The organism is Brevundimonas kwangchunensis (assembly GCF_039523815.1).
In the GTDB taxonomy this organism is placed as follows: Bacteria; Pseudomonadota; Alphaproteobacteria; order Caulobacterales; family Caulobacteraceae; genus Brevundimonas; species Brevundimonas kwangchunensis.
Genome location: NZ_BAAAGA010000004.1, coordinates 38,232 through 51,107 on the forward strand (window position 1 = coordinate 38,232; position 12,876 = coordinate 51,107).

The 12,876-nt window shown below is 67.0% G+C and carries 13 protein-coding genes; 5 read left to right on the plus strand and 8 right to left on the minus strand.

What is annotated here, in order from left to right; genetic code table 11:
• Position 1: 1 nt before the first annotated feature.
• Entirely contained in the window at positions 2-1,345 is a 1,344-nt protein-coding gene (gene tig / locus ABDZ95_RS08340) for a trigger factor (protein ID WP_343792614.1), read from the minus strand.
• 180 nt (positions 1,346-1,525) lie between these two features.
• Between tig and ABDZ95_RS08345 the strand changes: the two genes are divergently transcribed.
• Positions 1,526-2,227: an MBL fold metallo-hydrolase gene (locus ABDZ95_RS08345; protein ID WP_343792616.1), complete on the plus strand. Its 702-nt coding sequence runs from the start codon at positions 1,526-1,528 to the stop codon at positions 2,225-2,227.
• On the opposite strand, the gene ABDZ95_RS08350 is transcribed toward ABDZ95_RS08345, so the two are convergent.
• Positions 2,224-2,514 (minus strand): hypothetical protein, encoded by a 291-nt coding sequence (locus ABDZ95_RS08350; RefSeq protein ID WP_343792618.1) that lies wholly within the window; start codon positions 2,512-2,514, stop codon positions 2,224-2,226. The two genes, ABDZ95_RS08345 and ABDZ95_RS08350, sit on opposite strands and share 4 nt — an antisense overlap.
• Positions 2,515-2,654: 140 nt before the next feature.
• On the opposite strand from ABDZ95_RS08350, the gene ABDZ95_RS08355 reads away from it, so the two are divergent.
• Positions 2,655-2,834, plus strand: coding sequence for a hypothetical protein (locus ABDZ95_RS08355; RefSeq protein WP_343792620.1), 180 nt, complete (start codon positions 2,655-2,657; stop codon positions 2,832-2,834).
• 112 nt (positions 2,835-2,946) lie between these two features.
• Positions 2,947-3,171, plus strand: coding sequence for a con-10 family general stress protein (locus tag ABDZ95_RS08360; protein WP_343792622.1), 225 nt, complete (start codon positions 2,947-2,949; stop codon positions 3,169-3,171).
• Positions 3,172-3,230: 59 nt separating this feature from the next.
• Here the strand turns inward: ABDZ95_RS08360 and egtB are convergent, their stop codons facing one another.
• The 6 genes from egtB to ABDZ95_RS08390 form a co-directional block, all read right to left on the minus strand.
• Complete coding sequence (gene egtB / locus ABDZ95_RS08365) at positions 3,231-5,375, minus strand: ergothioneine biosynthesis protein EgtB (RefSeq protein ID WP_343792624.1); 2,145 nt, start codon at positions 5,373-5,375, stop codon at positions 3,231-3,233.
• Positions 5,376-5,470: 95 nt separating this feature from the next.
• A complete protein-coding gene (locus ABDZ95_RS08370; protein WP_343792626.1) occupies positions 5,471-6,484 on the minus strand; it encodes a threonine aldolase family protein in 1,014 nt (337 codons plus the stop codon).
• Positions 6,485-6,486: 2 nt separating this feature from the next.
• Positions 6,487-7,458, minus strand: coding sequence for a mechanosensitive ion channel family protein (locus ABDZ95_RS08375; protein WP_343792628.1), 972 nt, complete (start codon positions 7,456-7,458; stop codon positions 6,487-6,489).
• A 58-nt stretch (positions 7,459-7,516) separates the two neighbouring features.
• Positions 7,517-9,208 carry a cisplatin damage response ATP-dependent DNA ligase gene (locus ABDZ95_RS08380; RefSeq protein ID WP_343792630.1) on the minus strand — a complete coding sequence of 564 codons (1,692 nt, stop codon included), beginning with the start codon at positions 9,206-9,208 and terminating at the stop codon, positions 7,517-7,519.
• Positions 9,209-9,297: 89 nt separating this feature from the next.
• Positions 9,298-11,112, minus strand: coding sequence for an ATP-binding protein (locus ABDZ95_RS08385; RefSeq protein ID WP_343792632.1), 1,815 nt, complete (start codon positions 11,110-11,112; stop codon positions 9,298-9,300).
• 95 nt (positions 11,113-11,207) lie between these two features.
• Positions 11,208-11,513 carry a BolA family protein gene (locus ABDZ95_RS08390; RefSeq protein WP_343792914.1) on the minus strand — a complete coding sequence of 102 codons (306 nt, stop codon included), beginning with the start codon at positions 11,511-11,513 and terminating at the stop codon, positions 11,208-11,210.
• Between the two features lie 45 nt (positions 11,514-11,558).
• On the opposite strand from ABDZ95_RS08390, the gene ABDZ95_RS08395 reads away from it, so the two are divergent.
• Together ABDZ95_RS08395 and ABDZ95_RS08400 are read left to right on the plus strand one after the other, a co-directional pair.
• Positions 11,559-12,230, plus strand: coding sequence for a J domain-containing protein (locus tag ABDZ95_RS08395; RefSeq protein WP_343792634.1), 672 nt, complete (start codon positions 11,559-11,561; stop codon positions 12,228-12,230).
• A gap of 182 nt (positions 12,231-12,412) precedes the next feature.
• Entirely contained in the window at positions 12,413-12,841 is a 429-nt protein-coding gene (locus tag ABDZ95_RS08400; protein WP_343792636.1) for an organic hydroperoxide resistance protein, read from the plus strand.
• Positions 12,842-12,876: the final 35 nt, after the last annotated feature.

Consider the following 12,876-nt stretch of genomic DNA (forward strand, 5'->3'; position numbering starts at 1 on the left):
CTTACAGCTCGTCGTCTTCCTTCAGTAGCTCTTCCTTGGTGATCGGCTTGTCGGTCACCTGGGCCGTGCCGAAGATCAGGTCGCAGACCTTCTCTTCATAGATCGGGGCGCGCATCTGGGCGGCGGCGTTCGGGTTCTGGCGGTAGAAGTCCAGCACCTGACGCTCCTGACCCGGATAGTTGCGGGCCTCGTTCATGATGGCGTTGTTCAGCTCCTGATCCGAAACGGTCACGTTATTGGCGCGGCCGATCTCGGCGAGGACCAGACCCAGGCGCACGCGGCGCTCGGCGATCTTCTGGTACTCTTCCTTCAGCTTCTTGTCGGACTTCTTGGCGTCCTCTTCCGGCAGACGGCCGGCGGCCTTGTCGGCCTCGACCTGTTGCCAGATGCCGTCGAACTCGGCTTCCACCATCTTCGGCGGCAGCGGGAAGTCGTGGGCCTTGTCCAGCTCGTCCAGCAGGGCGCGCTTCAGCTTGAAGCGGGCAGCGCCGGCGTACTGCTGGTTCAGGTTGGCAGACAGCAGCTCCTTGAGCTTGTCCAGCGACTCCAGACCGATGCGCTTGGCGAACTCGTCGTCCACCTTGGCCTCGGCCTCGGCCTTGATGGCCTTCACGGTGATGTCGAAGGTCGCCAGCTTGCCGGCCAGGTTGGCAGCCTGGTAGTTCTCGGGGAAGGTGACTTCGATGGTCTTCTCTTCACCGACCTTGGCGCCCTTCAGCTGCTCTTCGAAGCCCGGGATGAAGCGGTTCGAACCGATGACCAGATCGGCGTCGGTGGCCGCGCCGCCCTCGAAGGGCTCGCCGTCCAGCTTGCCGAGGAAGTCGATGGTCAGCTGGTCGCCCTCGGCGGCCTTGACCGTCTTGCCCTTCTTGTCCTCGTAGGTCTTGGCCTGACCGGCCAGTTCCGTCAGGGCCTCGTCCAGATCGGCGTCCGACGCTTCATAGGTCGGGCGGTCCAGCTTCAGGGTCTTCGGGTCGACCGGGGTGAACTCCGGCATGACTTCCAGGGACATTTCGTAGGCCAGGTCTTCCTGACCGGCGATGACCTTGTCCATGTCCGAGGTCAGCTTCATCTCGGCCGGGGCGGCCGGACGGACCTTGGCCTCGTCCAGCGCCTTCTGGCTGGTGGTGTTCAGCTGATCGTTGATGATCTCGCCCATCAGGTCGCGGCCGAACGTCTTCTTGACGTGGGCCATCGGCACCTTGCCCGGACGGAAGCCCTTCAGCTTCATCTGCGGCGCGACTTCCTTCAGGCGCGCATCCAGCTTGGAGTTCAGTTCCGCGGCGGGAATGGTCACCGCGATCACGCGGCTGAGGCCTTCGGAGGACTTTTCGACGACTTGCATGGTCGGGATTCTGACGCTCTGGGGCGGCGCCAAGGAGGCCGGCGCGCGCGATGTTGGATAAGCAACAAGGGCCGCCCGTTTCCGAGCGGCTCCTTCGAAGCCCGCCCTTATGTCGATGACCGCCCCAAAGGTCAACGCGCGAAGGTTCCGTCAGGGGCTTCGGCCCGCTATCTGGAGTGGATGAACACCGCCCCTCCCCCCATCGGCGTCGCCGTCGTTCCTGTCACGCCCCTGCAGCAGAACTGCACCATCGTCTGGTGCCGCAAGACGATGAAGGCCGCGATCATCGATCCGGGCGCGTCCGTCGATGCGCTGTTGGCCATGGTGGAGAAACAGGGTCTGACGCTGGACGCCATCTGGATCACCCATGGGCACCTCGACCACGCGGGCGGCGCGGCGGAGATGCAGGAAAAGACGGGCGTCGAAATCGTTGGCCCACACCCCGCCGACCAATTCTGGATCAATATGATCCCCGCCAACGGCAAGATGTTCGGTATTCCCGACGCCCGCAGTTTCACGCCCACCCGCTGGCTTGACGACGGCGACACGGTGACGCTCGGCGAGACGACGTGGGAGGTCTACCACTGTCCCGGGCACACGCCGGGCCATGTGATCTTCTTCAATCGCGAGGCCCGCTTCGCCCAGGTCGGCGATGTGCTGTTCCAGGGATCTATCGGCCGGACCGATTTTCCGCAAAGCGACCATGACGCCCTGCTGAACGCCATCGTCACCAGGCTCTGGCCGCTGGGTGACGACGTGACCTTCATCCCCGGACACGGCCCGCACTCGACCTTCGGGGCCGAGCGGCGGACCAATCCGTTCGTGTCGGATCAGGCGATGCAGCGCGCGCCGATCGCCCGTCCGGCGTCCGGCCCGTCCTAGCGGGCGGCGAGAAGGCCGATCAGAACGCCGATCCCCAGAGACAGCACAGCCGCGCGGATCGGCTCGTCCTGAACCGCGCCCCTCAGCCGCGACGCTCGCGCCTGACCCCAGTCTCGGACGGCAATGGCGTCTTCGCGCACCGCCTGGCGCAGGGGCCTCACGCCGAGAGAGCGCATCCCGTCCGCCTCGAGGATGACCGCGGCCTCGCCATCCAGCCGCGTGGAAACGCTGTCGTCGGTGTCGATGATATCCTCGATGTCGGCGCTGGCGCTGCGGGTGTCGGTCATGGCGGGTCTCCGGGAGGGGGATGGGTTTCGCCTGCTTCAATCCGTCGCCCCGCCACCCGGTTCCTGTCGGCGGGCGTTTGCATCGTGATGAAACGCGCCGTCTCCGCCTGGCGTTGATCCTTTGACGGAAGGAGTCAGCAATGACCTACATCGAACCCGACAGCCCCGGCGGAAAACCGGAAATTCTACCGCCGGATACGCCTGGTCCGGACATTGATCCGGCCGGTACGCCCGATCAGGCCCCGGGCCCGATTCCATCAGAGGTTCCGCAGCAGGACCCGGGCGGCGGAGAGCCCGGCGATAGCCGCCCCTACGGATGATCGCGCGCAAACCCTGTGATTCGTTCGCATTTGTGTGAGTCCAGGGGCGGAACCGTACGACGACATGGGGGGTTCATTCCGCAACCGCCACGCCGCACGAAAGGAACCTCTGATGGCTCAAGGCCAGCCCACCCGAGCCTCCGGCGTTTCCAAGCGAGGCTTCGCCTCGATGGATCCGGAACGTCAGCGCGAGATCGCCCGCAAGGGCGGGGCCAGCGTACCGAGCGAGAAGAGAAGCTTCTCCCAGGACCGCAGCCTCGCGGCCCAGGCCGGCCGTAAGGGCGGCGAAGCCTCCCACGGTTCGCGCACCAAGGACCGCCCGCCCGTAGCGGAATAAGGTCTCCGAACAGTACCCTTGAAAGGGCGGCGTCTCCCCCGGACGCCGCCTTTTTCGTGTCAGCCTTCCAGCAGGGCCAGAGCCACGGACGGCGCCGGGCCGACGCGGAAGTCGGCGACACGCCAGCCCGCCAGCGTGGCCATCTCGCGGACCGACGCCTCAGTGAATTTGCGCGAGCTCTCGGTGTGGATGGTCTCGCTCCGAGCGAAGCTGAAGCGCTGCCCCTCGAAGCGGACGACCATGTCGCGCGTCGCTTCCAGATGCATCTCCATCCGTGACGCTTCCGGGTTCCAGACGGCGCGGTGGGCGAAGGCATCGACATCGAAGTCGGCGCCCAGTTCGCGGTTGGCGCGGACCAGCAGGTTGCGGTTGAAGGCTGCGGTCACACCCTGCGCATCGTCATAGGCCGCGATCAGTGTCTCCGGCGCCTTCACCAGGTCGACGCCGAGAACGAACAGAGCGCCCTCGCCCAGCAGTCGGCGCGCCGCTTTCAGGAAGGCGACGGCGTCGTCCGGATCGAGATTGCCGATGGTCGAGCCGGGGAAGAAGCCGATCCGGCGTCCCGGTCCCGCCGCCTCCGGCAGGTCGTCGACGGCCATGAAGTCGCCGACCATGGGGGCGACGGCCAAGCGTGGGTAGGCCTCGCCGATCCGGGCCGTGGCCGCGTCGAGCGCATCGGGGCTGATGTCGATGGGTACGTAGGCGGACAGGTCCGAGGCCGCGTCCAGCACGATCCGCGTCTTCTCGCTGGCGCCCGATCCGTACTCGACCAGCACCGCGCCGGGTCCGAACCGTTCGGCCCAGTCCGGAGCGACGTCGCGCAGCAGCGCCGCCTCCTGCCGCGTCGGATAGTATTCCGGCAGGCGGGTGATGTCCTCGAACAGCGCCGATCCCTCGGCGTCGTAGAACCATTTGGGCGAGGCGACCTTGGGAGTCCGGCTCAAGCCGGCGGCCATATCCGCGCCGAACTCCGAAGCCGGGTCGTCCTTCGCGGCCTCGACGTCCGAAGCCAGACGCACGCCGGCGAAGGCCCAGCGCTGCTGGGGGTAGAAGAAGTTGCGATAGGTGACGCGGGCGTGGCCCTCGGGCGTCGCGAAGCTGGAGCCGCGCAGCACCATCTGGTTGGCCATGAACTTGCCGTTGTACTCGGACGCCGTGCCCTCGGTCGGGCGGAAGCCAGCGTAGGGTGCGTAGGAAGACGCCGTCCATTGCCAGACCTCGCCGAATGCATTGGTCAGGGCGTCGGGATCGAAACGCACCGCGTGCTCCCACTCCGCCTCGGTCGGCAGGCGGCGGCCAGCCCATCGGGCATAGGCGTCGGCCTCATAGAAGCTGACGTGCCGGACGGGCTGTGCGGGATCGACAGGGCCACGGCCGGACAGGCTCATCACGCTCCAGCCGCCCTCATCGCAGCGCCAGTAGAGCGGCGCGGTCCAGCCCTCGGCCTTCACCGTGGCCCAGCCGTCGGACAGCCAGAGCTCGGGGCGGGCATAGCCACCGTCCTCGATGAAGCTCAGCCAGTCGCCATTGGAGACCAGATCGCGGTCGAGGGCGAAGGGCTCCAGCCACTGACGATGCTCAGGCCCTTCGTTGTCGAAGGCGAAGCCCGCTTCGCCATGGCCGACCTCGACGAGACCACCCTCGAAGCGCATCCCACCGCCGCGAGCAGGCTCGACCGCCCCTGCACGCGGTTCGGCTTCATAGGCCCTCGGGTCGAGCGGCGAACGGGACATCAGGTTGAGCACGTCCATCAGGAAGAGCTCCTGATGCTGCTGGTCATGGTTCAGGCCGAGGGTGAACAGGTAGCGGGCGCGGGCGTCGGCGGTCCCCTGCCCCAGCCAGGCGATCATCCGGTGATCGATCTCACGACGATAGGCCAGCACCTCGTCCAGTGACGGGCGGGTCATCAGGCCGCGATCGGGCCGTTCGACCCGTTCGCCCAGCGCCTCATAATAGCTGTTGAACAGGGTCTGCCAGCGCGGATCAACGGGGCGATAGCCCGCCTCCTGCGACAGGATCATGGCCTCGAAGAACCAGCTGGTATGCGCCAGGTGCCACTTGCCGGGACTGCAGTCCGGCATCGATTGCGCAGCCAGATCCTCGGCGGACAACCCCTTCGCCAACTCGGGCATCCGAGCCCGTAACGTCCGGTACAGGTCGATATCCCGATCTGCGGACGTGCGGATTTGCGAATGGGCGTTCATGAAGCGCTTCCCCGACGTGGCCCGGTCTTCAGGCCCGGTTTGCTAACCGTCAGCATGGGGATGCGTTCCGTCGGAACGTGGCAGCAGGCCGGCGGCTAGAGGCTCCGGAACGCCGCCAGAAGCTCGTCGACGGCCTCTTCCTGCGTCGCCCACGAGCAGACGAACCGGACCGAGCCATCGTCGAAGCGATAGCAGGCCCAGCCCATGGCGTTCAGGCGAGCGTGAGCCTCGGCCGGCATACGCACGAAGACGGCATTGGCCTCGACCGGGTGGGCGAGGACGTAAGGCGAGCCCGCCTCAACGCCGGCCGCGAGCTTCTGCGCCATCCGGTTGGCGTGGGCGGCGCCGGTTTCCCAGGCGTCGCTTTCCAGCAGACCAAGGAAGGGCGCGGCGAGGAAACGGCCTTTGGACGCCGTCTGACCCGCCTGCTTCAGCCGATTGTCGATACGGCGCGCCAGCGACTTGTCGAACATGACGATGGCCTCGGCGCAGTTGGCGCCGGCCTTGGCCCCACCGAACACCAGCACGTCGACGCCCAGCCGCGCGATCTGGTTGAGGTCGAAGCCCGCTGCGGCGGCGTTGGCCAGCCGCGCGCCGTCCATGTGCACGCCATAGCCCTTCAGCTTCACCGGCTCGATCAGGTGGCGCAGTTCTTCCTCGGTGTAGACCGTGCCGTATTCGGTGGACTGGGTCAGGCTGAGCGCCGCTGGCGGCTGGCGGTGTCCGACCTCGGGCTCGTCCAGCGCCTCTTTCAGAGCGGCCGGATCGATCTTGCCCGAGAAGCCCGGCAGGCCGATCAGGCCGACGCCCGCTCCGAAGAAGCCCGGCGCTCCGGTCTCGTCCGTGCAGATATGAGCCGCGTGATGGGCCAGCACCGCCTCGTGCGGCCAAGCCAGCATGGCCAGGGCGACCGAGTTGGCGGCCGTGCCGGAGAAGACGAAGCGGATGTCCGCGTCCGCATCCAGTCGCTGGCGGATCAGATCGGCGGCGCGGGCGGTGATGTCATCGGCGCCATAGGCGCGCGCAAAGCCGCCGTTCTCGCGAATGATGGCGTCCAGCGCCGCCGGGGCCATGCCTGCGGTGTTGTCGGATCCGAAGTCGTAACGCACGCCTAGCCCCCGTTACCCGTCTCGTCGTCCGGCGCCTTGTCGGCGTATCCGTGCTTCTGGTCCAGTGCCTGAACGGAGACGGGGGATACAACGGCCTCGTCGCCATAGGGAACGGCCACCTGGTGCGGGAACGGAATCTCGATGCCGGCGGCGTCGAGCGCCTCCTTGCCGCCCTGCATCAGGTCGGCCTGGGTCTGCCACCAGTCGCCGACCTCGACCCAGGCATGCAGGGTGACCTGAACGGCGCTGTCCAGCAGGGCAGTCACGCCGGTCCATGGGGCGGGATCAGGCAAGACTTTCTCATGCCCGCTTGCGACCGCCGCCAGGGTGGCGCGTGCTGCGTTGATATCCTCGCCGTAGCCGATGGTGAAGTTGATCTCTATCCGGCGGGTCTTCTGGCCCGTCAGGTTGGTCAGCACGTCGCTGAACACCTTGGAATTCGGAATAACGATCTTGTGGTTGTTGGCATTCGACAGCTGGGTCGTGAAAAGGTCGAGGCGCTGTACCGTCCCGGACATGCCGCCAACATCGATCACCTCGCCCACCCGGTACGGGCGCAGCACCAGCAGCATCAGGCCGGACGCCACGTTCGACAGCGTCCCCTGCAGCGCCAGGCCGACGGCCAGCGAGGCGGCGCCGAGAACGGCGATGATCGAGGTCGTCTGGACGCCCAGCCGCTGAAGCACCGCAATCATGCCGATGATGATCACGATCACCCGCACCACCTGAACGGCGAAGCTCAGAACGGTGGGGTCATGCCGAAAGCCTCTGACCCGGCTGAGCGCCCGCCGCGCCGCACTGGCCGCCCACTTCGAGACGAAGATGGTGACGGCGAAGATGATGACTGCGACGGACAGGTTGATCGCGAAATCACCCGCGACGTCCGTGAGTTTTGCGATCATGGCCGCGTCGAGGGCGACGGCGCGCTGGCCGGCCGAGACGGCCTCGTTGAGGGGAGCAGCGAGGGAGGTCATCTGTCGGGTCTAACGCCTCAGGTCCGGATTGGAACCCCGCAGTGCAGCATTTTCGGCTTCAGGGAACCGGCTGGGCGATGCGCCCGCCACCGCTATCGATGGCTTCCAGCAGGTCCATGACGTCGTCCAGGGTGTTGGCCTCGCGCGCCGGCTTGTCCCAGCGGATGCGACTGATCCGGGGGAAGCGCATGGCCACGCCGGACTTGTGTCGCGGTGACCGCTGCAGGCCTTCGAAGGCGATTTCCAGCACCAGTCCGAACTCCCGCTCGGCCTTGACCGAGCGTACCGGGCCGAACCGCTCGATGGTGTGATCACGCACGAACTTGTCGAGCTGCTTCAGCTCCTCGTCAGTGAAGCCGAAGTAGGCCTTGCCGACCGGCGTCAGCGCCCCCTCATCCGTCCAGACCCCGAAGGTGAAGTCGGAATAGAAGCTGGAGCGTTTTCCGTGTCCGCGCTGGGCGTACATCAACACAGCATCGATGACGTGCGGATCGCGCTTCCACTTGAACCACGGCCCCTTGGGGCGCCCGGCGACATAGGCGCTGTCCCGCCGCTTGAGCATCAGCCCCTCCGCCGCCGCGCCAACCGGAGGATCGGCCCGCAGCCGCGCCAGTTCGTCCCAGCTTGCGTAGTCGACCACCGGGGACAGATGCAGCCGGTCGCCACCGGTCTCGACCAAGGCCTCAAGCCTGACGCGCCGTTCGGTGAGCGGCAGGGCGCGTAGATCTTCGCCCGTCTCGGCCAACAGGTCGTAGGCGAGGATGGCCGCCGGGAAGGCCGCCATGGCCTTTGCATCCACGCTCTTGCGGTTCAGGCGCTGCTGCAGGTCCCCGAACGGAGCCACCTGCCCGTCGCGCCAGACCACCAGCTCGCCATCGACCGCACCCTCGAAGGTCAGGCCCTGCATGACATCGGGAAAGGCGCCGGAAATCTCGTCGCCGGTGCGGGAGTAGAGCTTCTCCACCCCGGCCTCGCGGACGGCCTGCACCCGGATTCCGTCCCACTTCCACTCGGCGACGTAGTCGGCCGGAGACAGCTTCTCGAAATCCACCGCCTCGTCCAGCGCGACTGCCAGCATGACGGGGCGGAACCGTCCGGGGGCATTGGCGTCGGGTTTCTCTCCCCTGCCCTCCAGCCACGCGAACAGGTCGGCATAGGGCGGCGACAGGGCGTGCCAGATCTCCTCGATGTCCGAGGCGGTCACCGGCTCCAGTGCTGTGATCGCTTCTCCACCCTCCGGATCGGGCGGTTCCGGCACGGCGTCCGGCCGCATCATGGCGGTCGCCGTCTTGGCCAGGCGCGCGGACAGGCCGACGCGCAGCGCGCCGGTCATCAGCTTCAGCAGCGCCCAGCGGGACTGCGGCTCCAGCGCGTCCAGCCAGCCCTCGAGCAACCCCTTCACCTCGCCACGACCGGCGCTCCGCAGCGCCTCGACCACCTCCGTCAGCTCGGGCTCCCGGTTGGGGCGCAGTCCTTCCGGCGCCGGCCATATCAGGGCCACCGCCTCGGCGAGGTCGCCGACATAGTCGTAGGACCAGCGGAACAGCACCGGGTCCACCCGCGCATCGACCGCCTTGCGGATCATGGCCGGCTTGGCGGCGTCGAAGGTCAGTTCGCCGGTCAGCGCCGCCAGCGCCCAGCCGCGCTCGGGATCCGGCGTGTTGCGCAGATAGTCTCGCAGCAGCACCAGCTTCGCATTGCGCGAGGCCGTCAGCGACAGTCGGTCCAGCAGTTCGGCGAAAGCGCGCATCGATCCTCATTCAGCCACGGCAAGGCCTGAACGCAATAACGCCCCGGAAGTCTCCCTCCGGGGCGTCGCTTGATCTGTCCGACGAGGAGTCAGGCCGCCCGGGCGGTCGTCTCGTCTCCCATCAGGGCGCGCACGGCCGGTCGCCCGCCGCCGACGCGGTTCATCACCGTCGCCAGCGCGGCGAAGTCGATCGGCTTGTTCAGATAGGCGTCGGCGCCGGCATCGAAGCCCGCCTCGTGATCTTCCGTCCGGGCCGAGGCCGACAGAACGACGATCGGCGTATCGCGGTTCGGGCCATCGCCCGCGCGGATGGCGCGGGTTGCGGTCAGACCGTCCATCACCGGCATGTTCACATCCATGATGATCAGGTCGAAGCGCTGCTCGCCGGCGGCCTCGACCGCGATCTGGCCATTCTCGGCGGTGGCCGAGCGGTGGCTGGACGAGTTCATCCAGGCTTCGAGGATCATCCGGTTGACGGGGTGATCCTCGACCACCAGCACGCTGAGCGACTGGCCGCCCTCGACCTCGGCGACGATGGCCTCGGCCGCCTTCTCCGCTTCCCAGCGAACCACGTCCGCAACGACCGAGAAGGTGAAGGTCGAACCCTGACCCACGGTCGACTCGACCGCGATGTCGCCGCCCATGATGTTGGCCATGCGACGCGAAATGGTCAGTCCCAGACCCGTGCCGCCGAAGCGGCGGGTCGAGGAGGCGTCGACCTGGGTGAAGGGCTGGAACAGGCGCTCCAGATCGGCCGGTGAAATGCCTGCGCCGGAGTCCTTCACGGCGAAGTCGAACTTCACCTGACCGTTCTCGGTGCGCTCGCCGCGCACGGTGTAGAGAATCTCGCCGCCGTCGGTGAACTTCACCGCATTGGACAGCAGGTTGTGGATGACCTGGCAAACGCGCAGCGGATCGCCGCGCACGACCGCCGGGATGTCGCCCTCGAAGGCGGCAGTGAACGTCAGGCCCTTGGCTTCGGCCTGGGCCTGGAACGGACCGGTGACGCGCTTGTGCAGATCATCGACGTTTACGTCCACGATCTCGAACGTCATCTTGCCGGCCTCGATCTTGGTCATGTCGAGGATGTCGTTCAGCAGGCTGAGCAGGTTGTCGCCGGAGTTGCGGATGATCGACAGATACTCGCGCTGGGTCGGCTCCAGCCGGGTCGCGCCGAGCAGTTGGGCGGCGCCCAGCACACCGTTCATCGGCGTGCGCAGCTCGTGCGAGATGATGCCGAGGAAGTTGGACTTGGCGTCACTGGCGGCATTGGCCTTGTCGCGCGCGGCTTCAAGTTCCTCGATCAGATGAGCCTGATGTTCCTGGAAGGCGCGGATGCGCTCTTCGCGAAGCATGGTCATGGTGACGAGGACGAACAGACCGGCGGCAGTGAACGGCACCACGGCCAGGAACTGCCAGAACAGCGGTGTGCCCCACAGGCTGCCGGCGATGATCACCGCCGCGGCGCCGTAGGGCGAGGAAATCATGATGGCCTGACGCGGCGAGCTGCGAAGCTGCGCGAAGACGAGGACGTAGCCGGACACCAGCAGCGCCATGCCCAGCGCATGGCCGAAGGCCGCGCCCGAGAACCAGGCCATCAGCGGCGCAGCGGCCCAGGCGGCGGTGGTAGCGGTCGCGACGGCCGGGAAGACCAGCCCCCAGCCCGTGCCGACCCGCGCGCTGACGCGCTTCTCGACCGCGCCGCGAATGGCGCCGGCGGCCAGGGTTCCCACGAACCAGAGTAGCGCCAGCTTCCAGCCAACGGTCGCCAGCAGGCCAAGACCCCAGCTGGTGATGATCATGTAGCGCAGGTACTGGGTCTGCAGAATCGCACGCAGGGCCTGAGCGGCCTCGCCCGGATCCGGGTCGCCCGCCGCCTTGCCGATGCCGTCGGATTCCACCATTCCGCGCCCCGTCACCCTCAACAACCGAGCGCACGCTAGGAACAACGTTCTAAGACGAGGTGAACGGTGACGTCTTCACGACAAACAAGGTTCGATTAACCCTGAGCTTCGAGCTCCGAGGGCGTCAGCGCCTTGATCGACAGGGCGTGAACCGGCCCTGCCAGTTCGTCCCTTAGCAGACCATTGACCGTGCGCTGCCTCTGGACGCGGCCCTGCCCCTCGAATTCGGCCGAGACGATCACCAGATTGAAGTGGCTCTCCCCGCCGGGCTTCGCGTCCATGCCGCCTTCATGGTGGTGTCCCGCGTGCCGCCAGCTGTCGTCATCGAGCTCCAGCCGTGTCGGCTGTAGCGCAGCCGTAAGTTTTTCACGGATTTTCGCGGCGATCGGGCCATCCGGCATGGGGTTGTCCTTGTTGGTGTCCAATTCGGTCCTACACTTCGGGTGATGTCGTCAGCGTTTCAATACAAGCCGCGCTTCAAGGATATGCGGATCAAGCCGCCCCGCCCCGAAGAGGAGGCGGCGGAGGAAGACGTCCTGCATCTCAAGCCGGGCGAAAGGCCCTGCCAGTGGCCCGACTGCCGTCAGGCCGCGACGGCGAAGGCGCCCAAGTCGCGCGAGCGGCTGAACGACTTCTATGACTTCTGTCAGCGCCATGCCGGCGAGTACAACAAGGGCTGGAATTTCTACGCCGGCATGAACGAGGGCCAGATCCGCGCGGCGCAGGAGAACGAGGCCATGACCGGCGGCCGCCCGACCTGGGAGATGAAGGCCGGCAAGAACACCCGCGAGGCCGCCGCCTTCGCCGCCAAGATGGGCACGGCCAACAATCAGGGCGCCGGCAGCTGGCGCGACAGCTTCGGCCTGTTCGGCCGCCGCACGCGCGAACCGGCGCCGGGCGAGGAGGAAGGCCTGCGTCTGGGCAAGCTGGAACGCGCCGCCCTCGCCGACCTCGATCTGGACGCCCGCACCGACAAGGCGGCGGTCAAGGCGCGCTACCATGAGCTGCTGAAGCGCTTCCACCCCGACCTGAACCACGGCGACCGCGGCGCCGAGGCCAAGCTTCAGCGCGTGATCAAGGCGTACAAGACGCTGAAGAAGGCGGGGCTGGCGGCGTAACCCCTCCACCCCCGGCTGCGCCGGCGGTCCCCCTCCCCGCTACGCGGAGAGGTGAGCAGACATGGATTCACCTCTCCACCGAAGGTGGGGAGGTGGCTCGGCCGCAAAGCGGACGAGACGGAGGGGTTTGATCCCCCGCCCTCCATCTCCATCTAAAGCCCTCCCCACACAGGAGACCGCTGATGGAAGTTCTGTATCGCGCCCACGCCACCGCCTCGGGCGGAGGCCGCGAGGATGGCCGCTCGACCACCGACGACGGCAAGATCGATGTCAAGCTGTCCACCCCGACCGAGATGGGCGGCAAGGGCGGCGACGGCACCAATCCGGAACAGTTGTTCGCAACCGGCTATGCCGCCTGCTATCTCGGCGCCCTGCGACTGGTGTCGGGCAAGGCCGGCTCGCCCGTCGGGCCGGACACGAAGATTCATTCCACCGTCGGTTTCGGCAAGAATACCAAGGGCGAGGGCTTCAATCTCGACATCGAGCTGAAGGTCACCGACCACGGGCTGGAGCAGGCGGTCATCGACGACCTGATCCAGAAGGCCCACCAGGTCTGCCCCTACTCCAACGCCACCCGCGGCAACGTCGACGTCCGGCTGTCGGCGGCCTGACGACGCCTCTTCGCCCGTTCCTGCGCATGCGGGAG